Here is a 25,574-nt window from a genome sequence, read left to right on the forward strand (position 1 = left end):
GCAATATTTCTATCCATATCAATTTTTACAACGTTATATCCCTTTTTTAATAAAGCTCTAAAAATTGCGTCGCCGGTACGCAAAGAAACCTCTCTTTCGGAAGAAAGCCCGCCACAAATGACGCCAATTTTCATTTTTTTACCTCCAAAAAATGTTTTATAAATATATTTTATTTGTTACACTATAATCGTATAACATATAGGAATAAATTTCTACCCGCAAACTTCTTCTTGACGATGTTATTTTTTTTTCTTATAATAATCTTGCAATTGTTAAAGGGGAGTAGCTCAATTGGTAGAGCATCGGTCTCCAAAACCGAGGGCTGCGGGTTCGAGTCCTGTCTCCCCTGCCATAAAAATTAAACCTCGCGGTGGCGAGGTTTTTCTGTTTTTTAAAGTTTTTTAAAGTTTGGTGGTGTAAATTTATTGAAGATTGAACTTTTTTGCTTTTTCTTTTATATCTTTAATTTTGGTTAAAAAACGGTCCCTTGAAGGTATAATCCAATCATTAATATGATTTATTCGATGATTTTTGGTCCAAAAGGGTTCATAATTTTCAGCAAAAAATAGTTTACCGTCACGAAGTTCTGCCGGAGCCAGGCAAAGGGCACAGTAAATTTTTGACTCTTCAAATTTAATTAACCTACTTTTACAGTAAGGACACTGATTTTCCTTGGCTTTGGGGGGCTCTATTTCTTTTCTTAGGGCTAAAACCAGCTCTTTACCAAGCCGGTAGGTGCTTTCCAGTAATTCATCATTTAATAAAACTTCGCCCGGTCCCGGAGCGTAACCGGCAAGAAAATCATAAAGACCAAAACCGTAACTTAAAATAAATTGATTTAAGATTTCACTGCCCATGGGATTCCATAAAGGGTTGCCAGCAACACTGATGGTTATTCCTAGCCTTTTTTCAGGGTCCATTTCTTCTAAAAAAGGAGAAATGGTCAGAGAGCGGTCAATCATCGTTTTTACTTTTCCGGTAGGACCAAAAAGATAGGTTGGGGCCCCTGCTACTATGCCATTAGCGCTTTTGACGGTTTCAATAAACTTATAAAGGTCATCGTTTATCGGACATTTTCCTTTGTAAATGCAACTTAAACATCCCCGGCAGTACTCGATGTTTAAATCTTTGGCTTTAATAAATTCGATAGACGCACCTGCCGACGCTGCCCCCCGGAGCGCCGTATTGACCAAAATATCGGTATTACCCTTATCCCTGGCGGAAAAACTAATTCCCACAATTTTCATCTTCCCACCTCACATGAAAAATATATGGTTCTTCTCCAGCCATAGTTAGGCCGAGAAAAAATACTGCCTCTTTAATCTGGTAATCCATTTTTTCCAGCACGATAATTCCCCTGACAATTTCTTTTGGCCCTAATTGGTCTTTTAGCTTTGGATAATCCCGGTTTTGATACAATGCTTCTACGTAAAAGCGATCTCTTTGACTGGCTCTGGGCTCTAATAAATTAAAACTCACCGGATGATTGGAAAGATTTTTTAATGTAATAAAGAGCCTGGTTTCGTTTTTACCAAATTCAATCTTTTCAAAAATAATTTCTTTATCTTTTCGTTTTAAGGTTTGTTTAACATCTACCGTTTTAATTGGAGGATCAAAAAGATGCCAGGGCTCAAGAGGTTTAAAACTTTCCACAATAACCACAGGCTTGGCAGCACCGTTTTCCACTAAAGGAGAATATGCTAAAAAACCTTCTAATTGATAATATTTGGTACCATTAAAAATGGAAAAGGGATCAAGATTTAAGGCTATTGTAAGTTTATTGTCTTTTAACGAAGCCGGTTCTAATAAAAAATAGCATAAGGTGCGGCCGTTTTGGGCGCCAATTATATCAAGAATCCTTCCTGTTATTTTGACTTTAGCTCCTGCCAGGTAATTATTGGCAAAAACTTGATTGAAATTATCATTGGTAAGGGTAATTTGTTCTTTATTTAAAATTTCGTTTAAAGATATAGGAGCACTACTTTGATTTTGCATACTTGTACCTAATGTAAAAAGATATAAAAAAGCAATACCCAAAACTACCAAAGCAATTTTTAAAAAAGTTTTCTTATTAAAAAATAAACCAAGGTTTTTTTGCTCTTGATATTTAATCAAGTCCTGAAGTAGATCACTAACCTTTTGATAACGGTTTTCGGGATTTTTTTCTAAACATTTTAAAATAATTTTTTCAATTTCTAAGCTACAATGACTATTGTAAGTCCGGATAGGTTCAGGATCAAAATGGAGTATGTTATAACTTAATTCGGAAAAATTCGTTCCTGAAAATGGATAGTGACCGGTTAATAAAAAGTAAAAAATTGACCCTAAGGCAAAAATATCTGTTCGCTGATCAATACCCGTTCTTAATATTTGTTCCGGAGCCATAACTACCGGTGTACCCAAGATAAAGCCTTCTTCATTTTCTTCTTCGTTTAGTTGAGCTATACCAAAATCCGTTATTTTTACGATATCGTCGGTTGAAATTAAGATATTTTCCGGCTTTAAATCCCGGTGAACAATGTTATGCTGATGAATATAAGAAAGGGCTTTGGCAATTTGAATCATTATATTAACTGCTTTTTTAACGGAAAGCATTCCACCCTTTTCTTCAAGATACTCAATTAGAGTTTTCCCCTGCACCAATTCAATTATCAGATATATTTTATCGTCAAAATAAAAGGTATCGTAAAGTTTCACGATATTTTCATGATTAATTTTTGCCATTAACTGGGCTTCATTATAGATTTTATCTTTGATATCCACCGGTAGATCAATTAAATTAATTTCTTTAACCGCTACTTCCCGATCCAACTTATTATCGTATGCCCAGTAAACCTTGCTGAAATTTCCCTCGCCAATGAGATCTTCTAACCGATAGCGCCGGGAAAACTGTTCTTGAAGGTTTTGGTAATAAAGTCCGGTTTTAAACATACCGGTTTTTTCCCGTTCATCTTCGGGAATTAAGAAATTTATCGCTTTATCAATAAATTCTGAATCGTAAGAAACCTCTTCCCTGCTTAAAATAAATGCCGGAAGTTCATATAAACTAAGGATTTTAGTTTTACCAATCCTGCCAGGACGGGTAAAGCGAAGCTTAGAAAAGTCAGCTTCTTCGTGAGCAAAGACGACTACAGGGTAAACTAAAATTCTGGTTTCTTCATCAGGGAAATAAAGCCGTAAAAACTCTTTTACAAGCTTGGCATAATGGTTTACCTGAGCGGCAGGATTGCCAATCTTAATTTTTTCTTTCTGCCCTCCTGCCCACTTTTCCTGCCACCAGTTACCCATGGCGCCACCAAAAACCCGGCCCCGCATGTTTTTGGTTTCAATAACAAAAATACCATTGGGGCCAATGACAATATGGTCAATATCCCAGCTGTCACCCTGATAATTTAAACGGTAAGAATTTATAATTTTATAACCATCAGGCAGGTGTTCTTTTAGTACCTCGGCTACTTTTTCTTCTCCTTGTTGGCCAAATACTCCCGATATCCTGGAAACTTCCTTGATGGTTATTCCCATCATAGACCTCTCCTTAAAAAAATAACAAGCTTTTTAAGCTTGTTTATAAAATTCGACACCAATAATAAATTACCTGCCTGCAAGGAAATGGAAATTTCATTCAAGTTTTAATAATGTTTCCTTGCGAAAATCCTGGCATTCGCAGGTATTTTGCGGATTAAAATTTAAAATTGCCTCGGTAATTATTTGCAAATTTGTGAGAGCATCATTATAATAAGTTTCTTTTAACTCCTCATGTTCCCACTCTTTAATAATTCCTTCGGCATAGTTAACTACCAAATCGATTCGGCCGTAGCAGGCACCAATTTCCCGGGCAAGATAAACTTCCGGGACCATACTCTGACCTATTACATCTGCTCCGGCATTTTTCAAAAAGGCAACTTCCGCAACGCTTTCAAAGTGGCGACCATCGGTACAGGCATAAATTCCGCGCTGAAAAACTCTGCCTTTGGCATGAGTTTTAGCACTTTCAAATAATGCGCGATTTATTTCCGGGCAGGTAGGTTTTCTCATAATTAAAAGGTAATTTGAAGTTAGATGGACATCTTTACGCATGGTAAAATCAAGGTAATCGGTAGGAATAACGTAATCCCTTAATTCTAACAAATGATTGACAGCCCCTACCCCGCCTTCAGAAAATACCTTCTTTACTCCCAACTGTTGAAAAACCCAGAATACCTGAAGAGAGGCATCTCTTCGAGAAACCCCGGGGCGCCAGCCGTGCATTTTAACATGAACTACTTTTTTTGTACCGATTTCTAAGAAATATATTTTGGGAGATGGACCATAAGGTGTTGTAAAAGTTTCTTCTTTTATAAATTTAACATCAGGGGGTAGAAACTTTTCCGGAAATCCTATTCCCAGGGTACTGGAGCCACCGATATAAGCGATTTCAACATTCATTACCACTTCCTCCTTTTACAGCTAAATAAAAACTCCTGGTAGGTGTATGGTTTACCGATAAAACCGAAAAATTTAAATCCGCAAGCAGTGTTAAAACCTCTTCCGGCGAAAAGAGGGAAAGCTCGTGCTTTTCATAGGAAGCTTCGCCGGTATTCTGGTTATAAATTCTAAGTTTAATAAAAAATTTATTATAGTTAAATTTACCCGTCCAATTTAATACTAAATTATCTAAAATAATTTCACCAGGTTTATTTTTTAAATCCAAGAGCCATTCTAAACGATTAAGGTCAAAATAAAATAAGCCCTGTTCGTTTAAGTTATTTTTTACTTGAGAAAAACACCGATATAAATCGTCTTTTGAATTTATATAATTAAGACAATCATGAAACGCAAAAATTAGGTCTACTCTTTCCGGAAGTTCTAAATTTAAGATATCTTGACAAAATAATTTTGTATTTTCTAATTTCTTGTTATGAGCAACGGCAAGCATTTCAGGGCTAATATCCACTCCATATAATTTATAACCTTTTTTAGAAAGCTTTTCTAAAATTACACCGGTACCACAGCCTAATTCCGCAATAGTTTTCACTTCATAATTCCAGCGTTTCAGTAAATCTTCAATTAATTGGACCCAGTAATCGCCGGGAACTCCACTTAACAAAAGATCGTAGAAGTTGGCAATTTTACTGTAGGGCATACTTTACCTTCCTTTAAAAAAACTCTCCCCAAAAGGGAGAGTTTACTTTTGGAGAGCATTTTTAATTGAAGCGAATACTTCTTCAATAGATTTTGTACCATCAATATTTTTCAATAAGCCGGTTTTGGCATAATATTCTTTTAAAGGTGCGGTTTGCGCTTCATAGACGTCCAAACGGTTGCTTACAGTTTCTAAAGAGTCATCGCTTCTTTGGTATAATTCTCCGCTACAAGCATCGCAAACTCCTTCAACTTTTGGAGGATTAAATTTTACATGGTAGGTTGCTCCGCACTGGCGACAGACCCTTCTTCCGGTTAACCTTTCAATTAATTCTTCCCGCGGAACTTCAATATTGATCACACCATCTAAGGTTATTCCCATTTCGGAAAGCTTTTTATCCAGAGCTTCCGCCTGAGGTATGGTACGGGGAAAACCATCCAAAAGAAAGCCTTTTGCGCAGTCCGGTGCTGAAATTCTTTCTTCCACCATAGCAATTACGATTTCATCGGGTACCAGCTCACCTTTATCCATATATTCTTTAGCTTTTAAGCCCAGAGGTGTTTGATTTTTTAAAGCAGCCCGGAACATATCGCCGGTGGAAATATGGGTAATACCGAACTCTTTAACAATTTTTTCCGCCTGGGTTCCTTTTCCAGCCCCCGGAGGGCCCATGATTAAAAGTTTCACGCTCCCGCCTCCATTTTAAGAATTTTCTATAAATTGCCATTAACTCTGAACTTAATTTTACTATCTTTTAGGTTTTACTGTCAATAAGCAAAACTTTATACATAAAACGCTGAAAACCAGGCAGGACTTAAGTTGAATAACTTTAACTTAAAATCCATTTGCCATCTCACCTGATTTCAATAACTTTTCCACAAAAGGCAAGTCTGCCGGCGCAAAATCATAAAAATTTAAATCCTTAATTTTAACCCAGCGCGCTTCAGCATGATCGTTTAGCTTTATTTTCCCTGAAACTGGCTGGGCTAAAAAAGCTAATAATCTTATTTTAAAAAAAGGGTACTCATAAATCGATTCACCAAAAAATTGAGTAATCTTGATGTTAAGGTCCAGCTCTTCTTTTATTTCCCTAATAAGACAATCTTCTGGCGTCTCACCCTGTTCAACTTTTCCCCCGGGAAACTCCCATTTTCCCGGCAGGTATTTATCATTAAGTTTACGCCGGGTTATTAAGACTTTCCCCTTGTGTATTATTATTGCTGCTGTAACCGTTTTCATAATATTTTTATTGCCTCCAGCGTTGATCTTTACCGGCTTCTTTATTTTACTATAACTTTACCAAAATTAACAGCGGATAAGCATGAACATAGAAAAAAGCCCCGCAAATCCTTCAAGTTGGCGGGACTTTGTTTTCAATGGTAGAAAGGGACAAATCTTTAGCAATTAAAGATTATACTTAAATAAAAACCCTTTTAAGTAGACTTTTAATCTACTTAAAAGGGTTTAAGTTCCTTACTACTCCCACCACTTATAGGGCTTCACCGGAGGTGTCATATAAGTTAGCCTGCTGTGTTTTAATCCCATATACACATAATTTTTTACCATCATAGCCGCTGCAAAAGCTGGATCTACTACCGGGACATCATAACCAGCCTCTTTTAGGCGCTTCATTAAATTATGAGCCATTCCCATCATTCCTGTACAGCCCAATACAACCACCTGGACATGGTCGTTTTTTATCGCTTCTAAGCTCTGATTAAATAGAGCGTCTTCTAACTTCTTTTTGTCTCCTAAATCCAGAACCGGAATATTAACATAACGGATTGATTTTACCCGTTTCTCTATTCCCATTTTGGAAATTAAATCTTGAAGCATGGAAACAACATTGGGTAAAACTGTAACAATGCCTATGTTTTTCCCAAGGCCTAAGGCAATTTGCATTGCCGGCTCAAAACCACCACATACAGGAATATCTACCAGTTCCCTTGCAGCGTTAACTCCAGGATCTCCAAAACAATCAATAATAACACCATCAAAACCATCTTCCTGGGCTTTTTTAACCTTATTTAAAATATCCGGTATAGCCATAGCTTCATCAAATTCACTCTCAATGGATGCCGGGCCATAATCTAAATTTTCCACATCAAAGCTGTCATGTGGTCCTACATAATGTTTAAACTCTTCCCTGATTTCCTCATTAAAAACATCTGAGGTAATCGGCATAATTACCTTGATTTTCATAAAAACCCCCCCATTTATTTTAATTTAAAGTAAATCCCCGGCAGCCTTTACCCGGATTCTTACCGCATTTCCGGGCAGATACGCAAGCGGAATATCTTCGACATGAACAATGTTTACGGATTCCGGATTAGCTCCTGCCTTAATAGCTTCATTTATTGCCAGTTGTTTAGCATTATTTAGAGCTTCATCCCTGCTCATTTCGCTTAACGAATAAATCCGGTCAACTTCACCGCTAACCTGAGCTATTGCAGCACCCAAAGCATTAGCAACACCAAAATTTTGCGGACGCACAACCTGACTTACGCCGCTAATATTATTGCTTACAATTATGCTGCCTCCCCCAACAAGAACGAGCGGTTGGGGTTCTTTGCTGGTTTTTATTTTATCAATCGCTTCTTCAACCAATTCCTGCATTTTCCGGTAGGCCTTCTGGGCAAATTCTAAGGGTAAATCCTTTACTTTTTCTTTATCACCAACCTCTGCCAATCCCAGGCGTACGGCTATATCGGTAGCGGTAACGGTTTTACCGCCAAAAACTAATGCTTCTTCGGTTATCCGGTAGCCAACGCTATCGGGTCCAATTTTCACCTCACCCTTTTCTTCCCGAATAATCGTGCCACCCCCAAGGCCAATGGAAATCAGGTCGGGCATCCTGAAGTTCGTTCTTACTCCTCCAATTTCTACTGCAATTGAAGATTCCCGGGGAAATCCTTGAGCAATGATACCGATATCACTGGTAGTCCCACCCACATCGAGCACCAAAGCATTTTCTAAGTTACTTAAAAAGGCAGCACCTCGGATACTGTTGGTAGGTCCGCAGGCAATGGTTAAAATGGGATACCGCATCGCATATTCGATAGACATTAAAGTACCATCGTTCTGGCAAAGAAATACTTTGGCATCGGTAACTCCTTCCCGCGCTAATGCTTCTTTAAATCCATTGGCTGTAGTCCGAGCCACATCAACTAAAGCAGCATTTAAAACAGTAGCATTTTCCCGTTCTAAAAGACCGATTGAACCAATTTCATGAGATAGCGAAATTGGAATATCGCCAAGCACTTCTTGCAGTATTTCCCGGGCCCTTAGTTCATGCTGGTTGTTTACCGGTGAAAAAACTGAAACCACTGCAACGCTTTCCACTTTGCCCTTAATTTCCCGGGCAATTTTTCTTAGTTCTTCTTCATTCAGGGGACTGATTTCCCTGCCATCAAATTCATGACCACCGGCAATTAAATAGTAATGATTTCCTACCGCCTCAACTAAATCCTTTGGCCATGCCACTAAGGGAACAATCGCTTCCGTTGCCGGACGGCCAATACGAATAATTGCAGTTTTGCAAAGGCGTTTGCGTTCTACAATCGCATTAGTAGCATGGGTAGTACCGAGCATCGCATATTTAATATTTTTCCGTTCAACTTTACTTTTTTCTAAAACCCGATGCAACGCTTCATATATGCCGGTGGAAACATCTTTTGTAGTTGGTACTTTGATACTTTCAACTAAATTCATATTCTCATCAACCAGTACCGCGTCCGTATTGGTACCCCCAACGTCAATGCCTATCCGATACTCCATTTTTTCCAACCTCCTCTAACCTTTAATCAGCTCTTCAACAGGTACATAATCAACATCGTAACCAAAGTAGCGAGGCCCAACGGTTGCAATTCCCTTTTCACTCCGCCACTTTGAATCACAGGGAATACCGATGACCACTACCCTTTGACCATAACGTAAACCTTCTGTAGTAATAGGCGCTGCTGTATGGGCATCCACTATGCAGATTAAATCAGGAACTGTAGCTACAACCTTCCCGTTCCGCCGGGCAATTAAATTCTCGTTTTGGAAGTCAATTATCATATTTTCCCCTTTATACTGGTCAATTCCGTCAATATGCGCTTCGCCCTGAACAAAGCCACCGGTAGTCCGTCTTTGCACATCGGAAATTTTACCTTTAAAGAGGGTAAAACCGCCGGTTGCTTTTAAAAGCGCTTCAATGGGATCTTCGCCGTTTTTGCGGGCTTCCCGAATAGCCCGACCGATTTTCGCCGAGTAAGTAATGATATTCCGAATTCCCGCCTGTTTCAAATCTCTACCATACATTGGATAAATTGCAATCATTACCGAGCCACCCATAACGACCGTAGCATTTCGGGCAAGACTTTCGGTCCAAAAATTATTGATAGTATTTAAAAGTAACGAATTTCCCTTTTCGTCGGCCAAGACCATAGGAGTGGCCGAGAGACCATATAAATGGAAAGTAACCATTTGTAATTCCGGAAAAGCTCGTCCCATGCCGTCTACATCTACCAGGGGCAGTTTCTTTTCCGCAGCCACAGTAATTGGAATCATGGAGTTAAGTCCACCGGCTTCAATGGGAATAACCGCAAAGATTTCTTTTCCCAGGTAATTTTGCAGGCTATCAAAAGCCTTGAAGATCTCTTTTCCCGACGGTATTTTTTCCACCAATACTGTTGGTGCTCCCATCATGGCTGCAGGGACAACCAGAGCATCATCAGGCACATCATCAACACCAATAAGTTCTACTGGACCATTTTTTTGTAGTGCCTGTATGGCCATAAGCTTCCCTACATAAGGGTCTCCCCCTCCCCCGGTTCCAAGAAGAGCAGCCCCTACTGCAATGTCTTCAACCATTTGCACATCGATTTTGGTCATATTTATACCTCCCCAACCTCTGATTTTTTAATAAATTTTGCATTTTTGGCAGGTGAGAAAGTTATATATACTTTCATTAAAACATAATAGAAAATCATACCGGCAATTAATGAATTTAATGCTTGATTTAAGCCTCCTTTGTAAAAATAACCCACTAAAAACGCTAAAACTAAACTAACAATAGCAATAGGATTCCAATCTTCAACTTCTTTAGGCAAACGCCCTTCCACACGGCTTTCTTCCAGCTCTTTTCTGTATCGTTTTAAAATAAAATAGTCAACCACCATAATCCCACCTACCGGCGGAACTGCAATACCAAGGATAACTAAGAAATTAACAAACTTATCCAGTATCCCCAAAACAGAGCCCAAAGTTCCTAATAAGCCAATAATAATCGTTAAAACTGCTCTACTCATTTTCACTTCAAAAACAGCATCAAGGAAATTAGCAATCCCTAAAGACGCAGCATATAAGTTCAAATCATTAATCTTAATCGTTGAAAATATTACTAAAGCAGCTGAAATCCAACCGCCCAGATTTAACATAATAGTTATAACATCAGCACTTTTTACCGCATGGGACATTAACACAGCTATAAAAGTTATTAAAAGCTCTCCGGCAAAAATACTAAGAAGCGTCATCCAAAAAACATCTTTTGCGTTGCGGTTATATCTTGACAGGTCAGGAGTCACCACTGCGCCCACCATAAAGCCCCCGGCAACCATAGTAACTGCAACACCGAAATTCAAAGCTGGACCAGGGGGTGGTGAAGTTAGCAGCGTATTAAGGTCATATTTGCTTAATAAATGATAGGTAGCAATACCTACTGCCACTAAAAAACCTGGAACAGCAATATTAGCTGTATAGCTTAACATTTTATAACCGTATACAACTAAAAGGGTAATTAATATTCCGGTAATTACCGACATAATCTTGGTACTTACTGCGCCGTTAAACGCTTGACTTAATCCCTGAGCAAAAATCGTATTTTGAATGCCAAACCATCCAATACATGAAATCCCAACAATTAATCCAATTAAACTTGATCCTAACCTCCCAAAACCAGCCCACCTGGTTAAAAGAGAGGTTGAAAGACCTTCCCACGCTCCGGCAACCCCAACTAAAAAACTAATGATTTCAAGCAGCACCGACCCAAGGATCGTAGCAAGTAACGCATCTTTTAAGGTCATCCCATATCCAAGTGCTGCTCCCAGCATAAACTGTGATAAAGTAACGACAGCTCCAAAACGAATCATAAAGACTTCCCACATCGGCCGCCGTTCTTCCATGGGAATTCTTGCTAAGGCATAATCTTCACCTTTTACCATATTGCCATCCTCCCTTGTAGATTTATTTTTTAAATCTTACTGGCTTAAAATCTCAGCAAGTTTAATGCCAACATTTTCAGCAACTTTTCAGGATAAAAATTCGTTATTTTCCCTTGAAAAATTCCCCTTGTCATAGGTCTTTTTTGATTATAAAATAAAAATATATCTAATTTTTCTCACAATTTCTTAATTATTCTTATTTTTTATTAAAATTTCTCGTATTAAATAGCGGTGATAAAAAATGATGAGAAAAGATTTTACGGAAGCACTTAATGAAATTTTCGGACTTGTTACCGATCTTCCGAAAAAATGCCTCTCTTTAATACCACAGCCACAAATTGGTTATCGTGTTTTGTCAACACCCTGTACACCCACTTGCCCGGAAGCTTCTACTTGTCCATACAATTTAATCTTAACCTTTAAACTTAAAGATGAAGGTTTTTGGGTAGCATTCCCCAAAAAACGTGAAAACAACGTGACTATAACACCTGCTCTACTTCTTAAATTTCTTTTGATCGTTTTAGAAAATTTGCAAGCCTTAGAGCAAGCAGTTGACAATTCATTGGTTAAAAACGCTTTGCAATTCCTGGCAAGCCAGTTGGACACAAATATTTTTCTTTTTGATAGCAAAGGTCAAGTAATCGTAAGCCAAAGTACTTCTCCTATTTCACTTTCTACCTTTGACCTTTGGGAAAAATTAAACCGGGCTGGAGAACCAGAGGGTTGGATCGAAACGACGGAAGGAAACTTTTACTACCGTGCATTTACAAAAAACGGCAGGATAGAGGGAATATTGGCTTGGAAAACAGAACCAATTCAACCGGAAGAAACCGACTCGTACTTTTCCAAGGATTCTATTTTTATTATTCCCGGCAAAAACCCCCGTTTTTTAGAAATCAAAAAACTTGTCAGGCAAATTGCAATAACTAACAACACGGTCCTGCTCCAGGGAGAAAGCGGTACGGGTAAAGAACTTTTTGCTCGTTATATCCATTACTTAAGTCCGCGGAAAGATCGACCTTTTATTGCCATAAACTGTGCAGCAATTCCCGACAACCTTCTGGAAAGCGAACTATTCGGTTATGAAGATGGCTCTTTTACCGGTGCCCGTCGGGGCGGCAAGCCCGGCAAATTTGAGCTTGCCAATGGTGGAACAATCTTCCTTGATGAAATTGGCGATATGCCGATTCAATTACAGGCAAAACTTCTCCGGGTTTTGGAAGAAAGGCGGGTAGAAAGAATTGGAGCTACTGTTTCCTATCCAGTCGATATCCGCATTATTGCGGCAACGAATAAAAATTTACAAGAATTAATTGATGCAAAACTTTTCAGGGAAGACCTCTTCTTCCGCCTAAATGTATTCCCGGTTCATATACCACCGCTACGCGAACGGCGAGATGACATACCATTGCTTTTGGACTTTTATTTAAAAAATATTTGTCTGGAGCAAAATAAGCCTTTTAAAATTTTTAGTCCTGAAGCCATACAGATTCTTAAAAATTATCATTGGCCAGGAAATGTCCGGGAATTGAAAAACGTAGTTGCCTACGCCGTGTCCCTTTGTGATGGAGATATCATTACTCCGTCCTTTCTGCCAAAGTATTTATTAAACGGAACATTGGCCGGTACACCCCAAACTCCAGTTATTACTATAGGAGTCCAGAATCTTGAAAGTAAAAAATTAAAGGAGCGCTTAGAAATTCTTTTAGGAGAATACGGCCATTCTACCCAGGCCAAAAAGTTAATTGCTCAAGAACTGGGAGTTAGTTTAGCAACTCTTTATCGCTGGCTTAACAAATACCGTCTAAAGTAGGTGAAAAGATGCAGGAAATTACCCGTGAATGGATTGAACCGCTCTGGTACGGTAGTATTTTCCTTGGTTCCGGCGGTGGCGGAAAAAGCCACCTTTTAGCAATCGAGCTGCAAAAAGCACTGCAAAACCGCAGTATTTCTTTGTTATCCCTTGAAGAATTGCCGGAAAATGATTTTTTTTGCGGCACCGGCCTCTTTGGTTCGCCGGAATTGTGTGAAGAAAACCTGCCATCAGGATTAGAGGCGGGTATAATTATTGAAGAGTTAGAAAAACACACTGGATTCAAATTTAAAGGAATTTCAATTGTTGAAGGTGCTGGTGTTAATATCTTTTATCCACTTTTAGCGGCACTGCAAACCGGCTTACCCGTTGCTGATGGAGACAGTATGGGTCGAGCCTTTCCTGAGTTACAAATGACCACCTATCACCTCGAAAACTTAGCGGCAGCACCTTTAGTGCTAATTGATGGCAATTATCACTTACATTATTTTCTTGATAAACAAGATACTTTTCTTTTAGAGCTAAATACACGCCAGATAATTGGCCAGCAGGGAGGCGTTGGCTACTTTGCAGGCTTTCCTTACCCCGGTTCCGTTTTAAAGCGAGTCCTCCTTCCTGGCACACTGAATTTTGCGCGCGAAATTGGAGAATGTTTCCTGCAGGCTGATAATTACCGGGAGTTATTTACCATGCTCTTGGAAGTTACTTCTAATTCCTTTTACGGCCCTATAATTGAGCTTTTCCAGGGAACTGTAAAAAAAATATCAACCTTTGAATTGGCAAAATGGAAATCTGCTACAATAATTTCACCAAAAGGTGAAGAACTTCAGCTACTCTACCAATATGAAAATCTGCTCGCCTTTAAAAACGGCAATGTTGCTGCAAGCGTACCTGATTTAATATCAGCAATTGATTTGAATGAACTTAAGCCGGTAAATAACAACGAAATTTATGAAGGCCAGCGTTTAGCACTCCTGGGCCTTCCTGCACCGCTAAGGCTTAGAATCAAAAAAGCTTTAGATGTAGTGGGACCACAATGCTTTGGCTACCGCACTACCTACCTGCCCTTAGAAAAGCTATATCCAAACCACTACCGCAACAAGGAGGTATTTTCGTGAAAATTGTATTGGGAATACTTTTCAATGGTCAATCCGGAACTCTTATTGCTGGAGCGGGCAGGCACCTTTTATATGAAGGAAAGTTCTCCGCACAGAGTTTTTTATTTGAATTACAAAACTGTCTTATCCACTTGGGATTATCAAAGGAAGAGGTCCACAAAATTTACCTTACTCCTCCCTTGTCTTTAGGGAATCATAGTAACCTTAAACCAATCTTTCATATTCGTCTTGTACCAGAACAGTTTAATACTTCTTTTTCAGTTCCCAAAGGTATCCAAAAAAATGTAGAAATTTTGCAAGTAACCTCTGAAAAACTTATAAAGACCTTAAAAACCAGGGAAGAACAAATTAAAAAAGCTCAAGTGATTTCCCTTATTTCACCTTTTGCTATGGTTTATCCAGAAAAAGAAAATAAAGCTTTCCGCGTTATTACAAAATTCACTCCAGCAGTAATTTTAAAATCGCAAAATTATCCGCATTTGGGCTTTCGGGAAAGAGAAAAAGCCTTACTGATGGCTGCTGCTTTTACCGCTACCATAAACCCTTATCTTCAACAACTGAGGGAATTCTTTATTCCCTATTCTCCCGGGATATTTTGGGTAGAAAACGAAGCGGTTTGTGTAACCGATAATTTTTTACCGCAAACTTGCGGTAAAGTTTTCGAGCTTGCTCCTTTGGTCCAAATAGCCCGGGGTGCTGCCGTGCTGTTTGGCTACCATTACGCTTTAGCTCTTTTCAAAGTTGGCCAGGCCTTTAAACTTTTTCAGGTGCAAAACTCCGTAGAAGTCAGCGAATTGTCTCCATCTTTTAGTTTTACTACTATCTCTTCAGTGCAACACTTGTTTGCCAGTATTAAAGCAAATTTACCCGAAAATGCCAATGGCCCAGTTCCTATGTTTAACTTTTCTGGTTACTATCTTGCTGACTCATACCCCTACCGGATTCATAAGCTTGCACCATCCCGACAACTTCGTTTTCTTGGCTTACTAACGGCTCCAGCAGAAATAACAATGCTTTCCTTCTGCAGACAAGAGGAAATAGATAAAAACAAAAAAAAATTATTAAAGAGATTGCAACTTTTTAATAAAAAACACAATTTCTTGGAAAAACCTGTAGCTTTTAGTCAAGAAACTTCTCTTCGTTATTTGCCATTTAATCAGACAATTTTAAAGGTAGGTTTAAAAGAAACTGGCATCTGAGGTTGGAAATCCTTGGTCATCCCATCCCCGCAAACGATAGTACTCATTTACCATATAAGAGAGTTCTTCCTCGGAAATAATATTTTTACCTTCATTGATCGGTTCCGAAAAGAAACGTTTTGGTAACGTATCCAGAGATTTTGTTGCCCCTTCCCGGCTGTTAAACACCCTGGTTAAAGTGACAATCCTATTGGCCATTTCTTCCAGTTCCTGCTGGGTGTATTCCCAGCCGGTTATTGCCTTAATTAGTTGAATAAGCTCCGGCCACTGGATTAAATCCCGGAAAAATACACACAAAATTTGGGTATTAAATATCGTTAAACGATTTTCAAATTCTATAAACAACCTGGCTTTGCCCTCGATAGTCGCTGGGTCAATCATACCGCTTAGTTCAGGTTTATAAAAAGTAGCTCTTAAATGACAGGCACCTCTCGTTGAAGTTGCATAGGCTAAACCCATCCCTTTAAGAACTCGAGGATCGTATCCTGGTGGTTCTAAACCTTTTACATGGATGGCCACATCTTCCATCCCCCACTCCTCTGAAGCTTTTTTAATACCCTGGGCCAGGATTGCCCCAATGCCCCTGCCGTAAGCAATATCTTCCAATAAGCGGGCAATGCCATCAGCATTTCCATATTGTAAATCCGCCTTTATCTTCCCTCTATTAACCGCTTCAATAGCAAAAGCAGCTAAATTACCAGCGGTGATGGTATCCAGACCCAACCGATCACATATATCATTGAACTTTAAAATTTCATCCAATCGGTTAATGCAGCATAAACCGCCAAAGGCATAAATGGTTTCATACTCCGGACCCTCTACCGTTAAACCCGCGTACTTCCCTTCTTTCACGGTGGTCAGTTTGCCACAAGCCAGAAAACAATTGGGGCAGCTCCTCGGCTTGACCTCAAAATTGGTGATTAAACTATCTCCACTAATATCTTCCCAATTCTCATAACTACCATTAGACCAGTATTTTGTAGGAAAAGCTTTAGCCCCATTCATAATTCTAACCATTTGGGTGGTGCCATACATCTGGTAAGCCTTAACTCCCGGATTATCTTTAGCTTTCTGGCTAATAGATTTAATCAAGCTTTTCAATAGCTCAGGTTCGGCAATTTCACCTTTGGCCTGACCGTGAAAAACAACGGCCTTAACTTTTTTGGAACCCATCACCGCACCCAGGCCGGTACGTCCTGCCGAGCGCCAGTAGTTGTTTTCAATACAGGCAAAACGTACTAAATTTTCACCTGCCGGCCCAATGACTACCGCTTGAGCCCCCGGAACTCCTACTTCTTCAAGAACTTTGTCTTCAGTATAATAGGTGTCTTTACCCCAAAGATGGGTAGCATCGTGGAACTTTACTGTACTATCCGTTATTTCAAGATAAACAGGTTTAGATGAAGCTCCCTCCAGAATAATAGCATCATAGCCAGTTTTTCTAATGGCAGGAGCTACTTTTCCTCCGGAATATGATTCAGCATATAAACCTGTTAAGGGCGATTTACTAAATACGCCATACCGGCTGGAACCTAACATTCCTGTTCCAGCAGCCGGGCCTGCAGTAAAAATAAGCTTATTATCGGGAGAAAGGGGATCGATCCCGGGAGCGACATTGTTAAGGAGAAGATATGACCCCAGCCCTTTTCCGCCTATTTTTTCAATATCTCTTCACTGATTTCTTCCACACGGTAAGACTTATCAGTAAGGTTAATCCTTAGTATTTTCCCATAGAAACCCTTCATTTACGATCACCCTTCTATGTAATTTCTCAATTAAATTTTACCCGCCAGAAATATAAGGGTAAAAGGCCACCACATCATTTTCTTGCAACTTATAAGCTAAATCTTTGCGTTCCCCGTTAACAGTAACAAAACTTATAAGGTCTTTATTTAATCCTATTATTTCAAGAAGAGTGCTGATAGAAGATAGTTCTGGAACTTCCACTATTTCATGGCAAGCCTTCAATCTCAATGAATTTTTTAATAAAAAGTTATCCACTTTTACTTGCACTGAAATGTTAGACATAATACCTCACCTGCTTTTTTTTCTTGGCTTTTCTTTTTGATTTAGGGAGCAATAAGGCAGGAAGTTGTAACGAGGGCAAACGTTGTGGAACCTTGTGCTGTTTTAAGAATTGTTCAGGTGTCATTTATTTATCCCCCTTCCGACCGTAAATAATATAGTCTAAAGACGTTTTCAGAAATTTTTTCAAGCAGTTCTTCCCCCTTTCCATAGCTTCATCTAAAGTCATTGGGCGGTTAACTATACAGAATAAAGCCGTTATACCCTCGGCATATAATTTTTCGTAACCTGCATTAAGTAATCCGGAAATACATACTACTGATTTGCCAAATTTTCTTGCCAGCCGGGCAACTCCCAAAGGAACCTTTCCGAACATAGTCTGGTAATCCGTCGCTCCTTCTCCAGTAATAATTATTAATTCCACATTTTTACCACCTCAGATAACTGAGTAAGTTCCATAACTCAATTCCCGGTCGGAGTTTAGCATCTAAGAAGGCCAGCATAGCAGCTCCCAGCCCACCTGCAGCTCCTGAGCCCGGAACCCATTATGTTCAACTTCTTAAATAATTTAAGCATAATTTTGAGCAAAGTGATAAAATAAGAAAGTCCAGGACACTTCTCTTTGTAAAATAAAAAAGGGCCGCTCTAAAAGTATTTGTTTCCTTTTAGAGCGAAACCCTTATCTTTTAAATGCCAAACAATTCTTCAGCATTATACCTTGCAATTCGGGCAATAACTTCGGACGATGCATTGTTTAGTTTCAGGTATTGGACAGCTTTGGGAACACTCAAGGGGTCATTGGGCTTGAGGTTACTATAATCACTGTTAAGAACCCCCCGTTGGAATCGTTCTAAATTGTCAAGGAGTATCTTTGGAGTAATTCCATCGGGACGGATGGTAAGTCCAGGAACAGCCCCAAATTCCTCAATTAAATCAAGAATATCCAAATTAGCATGATCAATAATCACTTTTTCTGATTTTATACCGACAGAAGCAGCAATCTCAAGGGTTTCATTGGTTATTTCCATCCTCTTTTGCGGCGGAGTATGAATGATCACTGGCAACTGGAATTCCTTAGCGATAATTAACTGCTCCCGGAGGACATCCTGTTCCAACCGGCTACCCTCATGCAGACCGATTTCTCCTAAACCGATAACCCCTTCCATTTTCAACCAGTTGGGTAAGGCTTCAATTACTCTGGGCCAATCTTTTGGAATTCCCATCGGGTGAATACCAACAGCAACAAAAAGCTTAATGCCGTTTTTATCAGCATTTGTCCGCGAAAGAGTTAACATTTGGTGAAAATGATCAAAAAGTGTCTCCGCATGCTGAGCCCCAAAAAATAAGGAACAGCCAATAATTTTTTTTACTCCGGCCAGGGCCATGTTTTCGAGTCCCTCGTACGGAAGTAATGAAACATGGGTATGAGAATCTACAAATTCCATCATGCGGCGTGCTCCCTTCGTATTTAGCTAAACTAATTATGGTTTAATGTAAGCAAATCCTTCCGTTTGTTTCCTGGCAATTTCTGTTATGCCGGCCGGTACAACTGTTACAAAATCGGGCAAACTCTCTTTAGCAATCGATTGAGCTTTTAGAGCATTCTGGCAAGCAACAAAGTTTACCCCTATCTCAGCAAGCTTCTGCATTTGCTCTAAAAGCATTTCATTTGTTAGTTCATTGCTCTTGAAAGCAGAAACTGCTTCTCCATTAGCTACTACTTCGATGTCAGCATTTCCTTGGCCAACATCGTTTAAAAAATTATTGATATTCATAATTACCCTCTGCCATTTATCAGGTTCGTTAACATGAAAAACAAGCTTAAGCCTATTCATCATTTCAACACCTCAACTTTCATACAGCGAAACTTCCGTAAGTCAGTTCGGCTGATTTTTAATGCTTCCTTTAAAAGTAATGTAGCATAGAAAAATTTTCTTGTCCAATTAGTTTATCTTATGAAAGTTAATAGAAGGAGAGATATCGGTATTTTTCAATTAACATTAGGACTAATGCCCGTCTTTCGTCAGTTCCTTAATCGGAGGTTTTTTTACTAACCCTATATCTTTCTAAAATCTTATTTAGACTATCAATTTTATCTTTAATATCCTCAGCCCCAACAATCTCAGTAACAAGCGCTATGCACCTGGCTCCCAAGTCGAGAACCTCCTGAATGTTATATTCTTTTATCCCACCTATAGCAACAAAGGGGATACTCGAGTTTGCAACTGCCCACTTTAAATATCCTAGCCCAACCGGAGGCATTGCATTATCTTTAGTATTCGTTGCAAAAAGAGGTCCAACGCCTGCATAATCAGCCCCTTCCTTTGCTGCTTTTTCCAGCTGTTCGGGAGAATGAGTAGAAACTCCAATTATATATTCATCCCCTAAAATCCTCCGAGCCTCTTTAACCGGATAATCGTCTTGGCCAAGATGAACCCCATCCGCGTCAACCATTTGACACAAATCCACATGGTCATTTACAATCAAAATTGCCCCATATTGTCTTGTCAGTTCTCTTATTTTGAGGCATTCATAGTATTTTTCCTTCAGTGACTTATATTTCTCTCGATACTGAATTATCTTTACTCCAGCTTGTAGCATCTCAGAAACAACTTTAAGATTTTCTCTACCACGTGAAAACTTCTCGGCAGTTATGCAGTAGATATTATAATCTTCAAAAAGTCTTAACTTTTCCTGCTTACTCATCCTCCACCACCATCCTTAACACCTCATCGGCCTGAATTGCAGCAACGGCCGTTACTTTAGGAGCATAAGGTTTTTTATCTTTGACCGAAGTTGAAAAATCGCCAACAATAACAAAGTTCCTACCTCTTTTGATTTTTATACGCTCACAATCGCCAAAGCCAGCTACCCCGGAAGCTGCAACAACCTTTTTGTTTAGTTTCATAGCTGCTTCGAAAATTAAAGCTTTTGTTGCTTCATCATCTACAGCCTCCACAATAACATCATAGGACATAATTATTTTTTCAACATTTTTATCATCAATTTTTTCAACTGTTATAGCAATATTAGCCCCTGGATTAATTTGGGTAAGAATATCTTTTAAGGCTAATACCTTGGGTAAACCCACCTGCGCCAAAAAATAACCTTGCCTATTTAAATTCTTAAGCTCCACCCGATCAAAATCAACAATCTTCAAGTTCTGGACCCCGCAACGAATTAGCATCCAGGCAATGTGTGACCCAAGCCCTCCACAGCCAATAATTAGTACTTTTACTCTGCTTAGCTTCTGCAACAAATTATCATCAAAATAATTTTTTAGCATTAAATTAAAGGAGTTCATAAGGCCTAACACCTCTTATCCAATTTGTAAACTCTGGCCTCAACCCTTTTTTTCTTATAACCTCAATTATCTCAGTTACCATTCTTCTATCTTCAACTTCAAACTGCCCTTGTGAATCCTCCTTCTTTCCCAAATAACCTCCGACAGTTGTTTTGGAACCGGCTGAGATCTTTGTGATGCAAATGTCCAGAAGAGCATCTCGTAAGTTTGGTCTCTCCCGCGTCGAAAGGTTAATACCAATCCGAGGCAAAAAAAGTCTGGCCACAAGCAAAAACTTAATAAACTCTTTATCGGATACCACATGTTTGGTCTTAAATTCCGTATTGGCAGCCCTTAGTCTTGGAAAAGAAATTGCTATCTCGGCCTGAGGATACTTTTTCATTAAATAGTCAGCATGTAAAATTGCCGCATATACATCCAGTTTGGGCAAAGATAATCCTAAAAGCGGTCCTATACATGCCGTTTTAAACCCCGCTTTTAATGCTCTTTCCGGAGTATAAAGCCTGAATTCATAATCTTTTTTCGGACCAAAAAGATGCAGCTTTTCATAATCTTTCTTTATATACGTTTCTTGATAAATGGTAATACCTATAACCCCAATTCTTGCTAATTCTTCGTACTCTTCTTTGGAAAGGGGATAAACCTCGATTGAAACCTCTGAAAAATATTTAGTGGCAAGTTTACAGGCATTTTTTATATAGGCAAAAGGCGAATTTTTCCTGTCCTCACCGGTTAAAAGTAAAATAGAGTCAATTCCCTCATTTTTTATTTGCAGCATTTCTTCTTCCATTTGCTCTAAACTAAGTTTCTCCCGTGGGTATTTTCTTAGTTTGAAAAAACCACAGTAAACACATCCATTTTCACAGAAGTTAGCTATATACAATGGAGCATATAATAAAATAACTTTTCCAAAATTAAGTTCCGTAATTCTTTTGGCTTTTTTTGCCATAAGCTTTATTATTTCTTCGTCTTCAACATTTAAAAGCTTGACTAAGTCAATTTTATCCAAATAGTCCTTTGCTAAAATATCCAAAGCTTCAGAATAAGAAGGAACATATTGCTCATACCTAAAATAAAGTTCAAAACATTTTTGTAAATAATCAAGCACAGCTAACACCTTCTAACCTTTTTAAATTACCCATTTATCCCTTTATAAAATCATCAAGAGGAGACGATGCCTGAGCATATTCATACTCTTTTAACAGTCCAATCTCGTAAGCAAGCCTTCCCGCTTCAACTGCCTTAGAAAAAGCCAAGGCCATTACCAGAGGATCTTTTGCCGTAGCAATGGCAGTATTGATTAAAACTGCATCAGCCCCAAGTTCCATAGCTTGGGCAGCATGAGAGGGTCGGCCAATACCAGCATCGATTATCACAGGTATCTCAACTTCAGCAATTATTGGCTTTAATAAAACTTCACAACCAATTCCTTTGTTTGTTCCAATAGGTGCTGCAAGAGGCATTACCGCCGTAACACCAATCTGTTCAAGCTCTTTGGCGATAGTTAAATCAGGATAAATGTAAGGAAAAACTTTAAATCCTTCTTTCACCAGAATCTCACACGCCTTGAGGGTCTCATAGTTATCTGGAAATAAGTATTTCGTATCTTTTTCAATTTCAACCTTAACCCAGTCAGAAGAGGTCAACTCTCGGCCAATTTGGGCAATTTTGATAGCTTCCTTATAGTTTGTTGCCCCCGAAGTGTTTACCATAATTACTGCCTCTTTGGGAATAAACTCTAAAACACTTTTTTCATGTTTTGTATTGAGACCAATTCTGCGAACAGCCACTGTAAAAACCTCAACCTTTGCTTCATAATACATTTTGGAAATTAAAGTATAATCCGGTAGCTTGCCTGTACCAACAAAAAGCCTTGATTTTAATGTTTTCCCGCCAATAGTAAACATGTAATCAATCACCCTTTCCTGGCAAATTTTTAAATATTAACCTCCACCCACAAAACTAACAATCTCCACATAATCATCATTTTTAAGCAGGTACTTTTCCCAGTCCTTTCTCTTTATAATTTCGCCATTTACCAAAACAGCACATGAAGATTGGTTGAGTTTTAAGTAATCAAGTAATTCTTTAATACTTCCGGTAAAATTCAGTTCTTTGTCATTGACCTTAAGCATCAAATCCCCCCTTTTTCCAACACCAAATAAAAAACCGCCTTTTTGCCGGCGGTTTATCTATGATGCCATTAAAATACTTTAAACAAAAAAGCCTTTAATGCCGGTTGTACTTAGCATTAAAGGCTTAACTTCGTCCTTTTCCCTTCGCCGGCATTACCCGGAGCAGGTTCCAAGGGTCAAGGCACAGGGTTTTCGGTGCCTACTCTCAGCCGAGCTTACCCCCTCAGCTCCCCCTAAACCCTATTTAGTTTTTTTTAATTTTAACAACTTTTGTTAATCATTTCAAGCTAATTTTTTGATTTTGTTATTAATCTGTGATATTGTCACCTTAGAATTATTCTGAGAAAATGTCACCAGGAAGAAGGAGAGAGAGGGACATTTCCGACAGGAAGGGGGCAATTCCTTTTCGTTACCCCTGGTCAATCATACTATTGACGGTGACATTTGAAGAACTTGGAAAGGAGGAAAGTAAATTAGATGAAATTGTGTGTTAACCATAGTCCTGAAGATTCTATAGCATATCATTACCCGGAAGCGGTGCAGTGGCGACGTGCCCTTCACCGTTATCCTCAACCATCCTGGCTGGAATTCTATGCTACAGGTTTTGTTGCGGAAAAGCTATCGGAGTGGGGATATGATCTTCTCCTGGGTAAAGACATCATTTCTCCAGAAAAGCAATTATTACCGCCTTCGCAGGAAAAGCTCGAAACTGAGTATAAGCGGGCAATAAAAGCGGGAATTAAAGAAAAATTTTTGTTTCCGGCTAAAGGCGGGTTTACCGGAGTCGTAGGAGTACTAAAAGGTTCATTGCCAGGACCAACTGTAGGTTTTCGTTTTGACATTGATGCCAATGAAGTAATGGAAGCAAGGGACAATACTCATCGTCCAGTTCGCGAAGGGTTTGTATCTCAAATTCCAGGTTATGCTCACATGTGTGGTCATGACGCACACACAGCTATGGGGCTTTTGTTAGCTTTATATTTTGCGGAAAACAGAGACAAAATTAAAGGTACTGTAAAATTCCTTTTTCAACCTAATGAAGAAAATCTAAGTGGTGCAGCTGCCATGGTAGATAAGGGGCTGGTTGATGATCTGGACTATATCCTCGGGGGACACGTTGGAATTAACTTGAAACAGACCGGACAAATCGCCGTAAACGTTCATAGCTTTATGGCTCTCTCTCGTTTTGAAGTAACGTACTACGGAAAACCGGCACATGCGGCCTTACGCCCGGATGAAGGGAAAAATGCGCTCTTAGGAGCTTGTACTGCTGTTAATAACCTTTATGCAATTGCTAGGCATGGCCTAGGAGCATCTCGAGTTAACGTGGGCATTTTGCATTCTGGAAGCACCTGGAATGTAATTCCTGATAAAGCATACCTTCGTCTTGAAACTAGAGGTGCTACCAACGAGATAAATGAATATATGGTGCAACGAGCTTATCAAATATTAGAAGGAGCAGCCAAAATGCATGACCTAACTTTGGAAATTAAACCAGCTGCTTCTGCAATCAGTACCGAAAATTCTCCTAAGATGGTAGAGCTATCTGTTCAAGTAGCTCAAAATTTACCGTCGATTAAAGAAATCGTTCCGGAATGTGCTTTTAATGCTTCGGAAGACTTCACAGTAATGATGGAACGAGTACAAAAGAAGGGTGGTGAGGCATTATACGTAGTTTTTGGTACTCCTACCTACGGAGGACATCATACTTCTACCTTTGATATTGATGAAACAGTAATTAAGAATGGTGCAGAGTTTTTTGCTGTTATGTACAATGCTTTGGTTGGTAACTAAACAAGTTTTAGAATAATCTAAAGTTAACAATAAAGCCTCCGGATGGTTAGCAAACCCCGGAGGCTTTAGTTTCAATGGTCGGGTTGGCGGGACTTGAACCCACGGCCTCCACATCCCGAATGTGGCGCGCTACCAAACTGCGCTACAACCCGTTGTCGCTATTATATTATGCATCATTTTTTTTTATTAGTCAAGAATATTTGATAAGTATATGCTTTTTGCTTTGTAAACTTTTTTTGCTTTTAAGTCATTAACCAGGCACTCTCAATAGAGTAATTTTACCGTTTTATATTGAATAATCTTTTAAGGAGTATAATTTTCTCCCTAAATTTCCATAAAAATGGACAGAATTACCCTCTTATCCACAGTTTTGAGTTGTGGATATTTTATAAAAAGAAAGTTTATCTACGTGTGGATATTTTCTAAGCTGCTGACACCAGACTTCTCATTTTGTCTGCTTGTTTTTCTTTAATTCGCCCCACTGCCATTGCCAACATGACACACAGCGCCAATCCACATCTCAGTTTCATTTTCTCCATCCCTCGGATTGTGTGCACTTCAAAGCCAAAAGAAACATCTAATCTGCTGTTCACTCGTTCTACGCTGGTACGTTTTTTGTACTCTCTTTCCCACTTGTAGCTTGCCCGATCTATCGGCGTGAAGATCCTTCGGTCTTCCTTTAATGGGATTCGTATCCCTTGAACTACCGGACACGTTTCTTGCCCTTCGCAGGTTATTCCGTACTGCTTGGCTGGACACAATTTCTTCAATGTGTTTCGCTCTTTTTCAAAGCCTCCGTTTGCCATTTCTCTCCGCGTGTTTGTTTTCGGGCAATAACAATAAACGTTACCTTTGTAGTTA

25 protein-coding genes, 2 tRNA genes, 3 pseudogenes and 1 riboswitch are annotated in these 25,574 nt (G+C 39.1%); of the genes and pseudogenes, 5 read left to right on the forward strand and 25 right to left on the reverse strand.

From position 1 onward, the window contains the following. Positions 1-134: pseudogene (locus ciss_RS13700) on the reverse strand (D-alanine--D-alanine ligase); the annotation flags it as partial. A 142-nt stretch (positions 135-276) separates the two neighbouring features. Between ciss_RS13700 and ciss_RS09865 the strand changes: the two are divergent. Then, a tRNA-Trp gene (locus tag ciss_RS09865) sits at positions 277-352 on the forward strand. A gap of 70 nt (positions 353-422) precedes the next feature. On the opposite strand, the gene ciss_RS09870 is transcribed toward ciss_RS09865, so the two are convergent. The 10 genes from ciss_RS09870 to ciss_RS09915 form a co-directional block, all read right to left on the reverse strand. Next, complete coding sequence (locus ciss_RS09870; RefSeq protein WP_075866139.1) at positions 423-1,247, reverse strand: flavodoxin family protein; 825 nt, start codon at positions 1,245-1,247, stop codon at positions 423-425. Next, the gene (locus ciss_RS09875; RefSeq protein ID WP_075866140.1) at positions 1,228-3,522 is read right to left on the reverse strand and encodes a protein kinase domain-containing protein; all 2,295 of its coding nucleotides are present in this window, start codon (positions 3,520-3,522) and stop codon (positions 1,228-1,230) included. Before ciss_RS09875 ends, ciss_RS09870 begins: the two co-directional genes overlap by 20 nt. A 96-nt stretch (positions 3,523-3,618) precedes the next feature. After that, positions 3,619-4,425 carry an MTAP family purine nucleoside phosphorylase gene (locus ciss_RS09880; RefSeq protein WP_075866141.1) on the reverse strand — a complete coding sequence of 269 codons (807 nt, stop codon included), beginning with the start codon at positions 4,423-4,425 and terminating at the stop codon, positions 3,619-3,621. Next, positions 4,415-5,122 (reverse strand): class I SAM-dependent DNA methyltransferase, encoded by a 708-nt coding sequence (locus ciss_RS09885; RefSeq protein ID WP_075866142.1) that lies wholly within the window; start codon positions 5,120-5,122, stop codon positions 4,415-4,417. The genes ciss_RS09880 and ciss_RS09885 overlap by 11 nt, the downstream gene beginning before the upstream one ends. A gap of 42 nt (positions 5,123-5,164) precedes the next feature. Beyond that, positions 5,165-5,809: an adenylate kinase gene (locus tag ciss_RS09890; RefSeq protein WP_075866143.1), complete on the reverse strand. Its 645-nt coding sequence runs from the start codon at positions 5,807-5,809 to the stop codon at positions 5,165-5,167. A 147-nt stretch (positions 5,810-5,956) separates the two neighbouring features. Then, the gene (gene mutT / locus ciss_RS09895; protein WP_075866144.1) at positions 5,957-6,361 is read right to left on the reverse strand and encodes an 8-oxo-dGTP diphosphatase MutT; all 405 of its coding nucleotides are present in this window, start codon (positions 6,359-6,361) and stop codon (positions 5,957-5,959) included. 237 nt (positions 6,362-6,598) lie between these two features. Beyond that, positions 6,599-7,324 carry an aspartate/glutamate racemase family protein gene (locus ciss_RS09900; protein ID WP_075866145.1) on the reverse strand — a complete coding sequence of 242 codons (726 nt, stop codon included), beginning with the start codon at positions 7,322-7,324 and terminating at the stop codon, positions 6,599-6,601. A 24-nt stretch (positions 7,325-7,348) separates the two neighbouring features. Then, positions 7,349-8,899, reverse strand: coding sequence for a hydantoinase/oxoprolinase N-terminal domain-containing protein (locus ciss_RS09905; protein ID WP_075866146.1), 1,551 nt, complete (start codon positions 8,897-8,899; stop codon positions 7,349-7,351). Positions 8,900-8,914: 15 nt separating this feature from the next. Beyond that, on the reverse strand, positions 8,915-9,997 hold the full coding sequence (locus ciss_RS09910; RefSeq protein ID WP_075866147.1) for an S-methyl thiohydantoin desulfurase family protein: 1,083 nt from the start codon (positions 9,995-9,997) through the stop codon (positions 8,915-8,917). A gap of 2 nt (positions 9,998-9,999) precedes the next feature. Then, on the reverse strand, positions 10,000-11,325 hold the full coding sequence (locus tag ciss_RS09915; RefSeq protein ID WP_075866148.1) for a purine-cytosine permease family protein: 1,326 nt from the start codon (positions 11,323-11,325) through the stop codon (positions 10,000-10,002). A gap of 244 nt (positions 11,326-11,569) precedes the next feature. On the opposite strand from ciss_RS09915, the gene ciss_RS09920 reads away from it, so the two are divergent. The 3 genes from ciss_RS09920 to ciss_RS09930 are packed head-to-tail and all read left to right on the forward strand — an operon-like array spanning position 11,570 to position 15,455. Further along, positions 11,570-13,138 carry a sigma-54 interaction domain-containing protein gene (locus ciss_RS09920; protein WP_075866149.1) on the forward strand — a complete coding sequence of 523 codons (1,569 nt, stop codon included), beginning with the start codon at positions 11,570-11,572 and terminating at the stop codon, positions 13,136-13,138. A gap of 8 nt (positions 13,139-13,146) precedes the next feature. Beyond that, a complete protein-coding gene (locus tag ciss_RS09925; RefSeq protein WP_075866150.1) occupies positions 13,147-14,256 on the forward strand; it encodes a DUF917 domain-containing protein in 1,110 nt (369 codons plus the stop codon). Next, positions 14,253-15,455: a hypothetical protein gene (locus tag ciss_RS09930; RefSeq protein ID WP_075866151.1), complete on the forward strand. Its 1,203-nt coding sequence runs from the start codon at positions 14,253-14,255 to the stop codon at positions 15,453-15,455. Before ciss_RS09925 ends, ciss_RS09930 begins: the two co-directional genes overlap by 4 nt. Here ciss_RS09930 and ciss_RS09935 read toward each other — a convergent pair. The 12 genes and pseudogenes from ciss_RS09935 to thiS all read right to left on the reverse strand — a co-directional run bounded on the left by ciss_RS09935 (position 15,435) and on the right by thiS (position 22,919). After that, positions 15,435-17,120: an aldehyde ferredoxin oxidoreductase family protein gene (locus ciss_RS09935; RefSeq protein ID WP_369689042.1), complete on the reverse strand. Its 1,686-nt coding sequence runs from the start codon at positions 17,118-17,120 to the stop codon at positions 15,435-15,437. The genes ciss_RS09930 and ciss_RS09935 overlap by 21 nt on opposite strands. A gap of 117 nt (positions 17,121-17,237) precedes the next feature. Next, positions 17,238-17,483: a MoaD/ThiS family protein gene (locus tag ciss_RS09940; RefSeq protein ID WP_075866152.1), complete on the reverse strand. Its 246-nt coding sequence runs from the start codon at positions 17,481-17,483 to the stop codon at positions 17,238-17,240. Continuing rightward, entirely contained in the window at positions 17,476-17,607 is a 132-nt protein-coding gene (locus ciss_RS13705) for a hypothetical protein (protein WP_268874219.1), read from the reverse strand. The genes ciss_RS09940 and ciss_RS13705 overlap by 8 nt, the downstream gene beginning before the upstream one ends. Then, positions 17,608-17,904, reverse strand: coding sequence for a glycerate kinase (locus ciss_RS09945; RefSeq protein ID WP_075866153.1), 297 nt, complete (start codon positions 17,902-17,904; stop codon positions 17,608-17,610). It abuts the gene before it with no gap. 4 nt (positions 17,905-17,908) lie between these two features. Further along, positions 17,909-18,010: pseudogene (locus ciss_RS13870) on the reverse strand (glycerate kinase); the annotation flags it as partial. 156 nt (positions 18,011-18,166) lie between these two features. Next, complete coding sequence (locus ciss_RS09955) at positions 18,167-18,928, reverse strand: TatD family hydrolase (protein ID WP_075866154.1); 762 nt, start codon at positions 18,926-18,928, stop codon at positions 18,167-18,169. Positions 18,929-18,961: 33 nt separating this feature from the next. Beyond that, positions 18,962-19,318 carry a DsrE family protein gene (locus ciss_RS09960; protein ID WP_235837291.1) on the reverse strand — a complete coding sequence of 119 codons (357 nt, stop codon included), beginning with the start codon at positions 19,316-19,318 and terminating at the stop codon, positions 18,962-18,964. Between the two features lie 193 nt (positions 19,319-19,511). Continuing rightward, positions 19,512-20,186, reverse strand: a complete 675-nt coding sequence (gene thiE / locus ciss_RS09965; RefSeq protein ID WP_075866155.1) for a thiamine phosphate synthase — start codon at positions 20,184-20,186, stop codon at positions 19,512-19,514. After that, positions 20,179-20,784, reverse strand: coding sequence for a sulfur carrier protein ThiS adenylyltransferase ThiF (thiF, locus tag ciss_RS09970; protein ID WP_075866156.1), 606 nt, complete (start codon positions 20,782-20,784; stop codon positions 20,179-20,181). Before thiF ends, thiE begins: the two co-directional genes overlap by 8 nt. Further along, entirely contained in the window at positions 20,771-21,892 is a 1,122-nt protein-coding gene (gene thiH / locus ciss_RS09975) for a 2-iminoacetate synthase ThiH (protein ID WP_075866157.1), read from the reverse strand. The genes thiF and thiH overlap by 14 nt, the downstream gene beginning before the upstream one ends. 34 nt (positions 21,893-21,926) lie before the next feature. Then, positions 21,927-22,691, reverse strand: coding sequence for a thiazole synthase (locus ciss_RS09980; protein ID WP_075866158.1), 765 nt, complete (start codon positions 22,689-22,691; stop codon positions 21,927-21,929). 36 nt (positions 22,692-22,727) lie between these two features. After that, complete coding sequence (gene thiS, locus ciss_RS09985) at positions 22,728-22,919, reverse strand: sulfur carrier protein ThiS (RefSeq protein ID WP_075866159.1); 192 nt, start codon at positions 22,917-22,919, stop codon at positions 22,728-22,730. 122 nt (positions 22,920-23,041) lie between these two features. After that, a riboswitch (TPP riboswitch) is annotated at positions 23,042-23,163 on the reverse strand. A gap of 233 nt (positions 23,164-23,396) precedes the next feature. Between thiS and ciss_RS09990 the strand changes: the two genes are divergently transcribed. Next, positions 23,397-24,713, forward strand: coding sequence for an amidohydrolase (locus tag ciss_RS09990; RefSeq protein WP_075866160.1), 1,317 nt, complete (start codon positions 23,397-23,399; stop codon positions 24,711-24,713). A 75-nt stretch (positions 24,714-24,788) separates the two neighbouring features. On the opposite strand, the gene ciss_RS09995 is transcribed toward ciss_RS09990, so the two are convergent. Both ciss_RS09995 and ciss_RS10000 read right to left on the reverse strand, forming a co-directional pair. After that, positions 24,789-24,865: transfer RNA gene (locus ciss_RS09995), tRNA-Pro, on the reverse strand. Positions 24,866-25,135: 270 nt separating this feature from the next. Further along, positions 25,136-25,574 (reverse strand): annotated as a pseudogene (locus ciss_RS10000) (DDE transposase); the annotation flags it as partial.

The sequence above is a fragment of the Carboxydothermus islandicus genome (genome assembly GCF_001950325.1).
Lineage (GTDB): Bacteria > Bacillota > Z-2901 > Carboxydothermales > Carboxydothermaceae > Carboxydothermus > Carboxydothermus islandicus.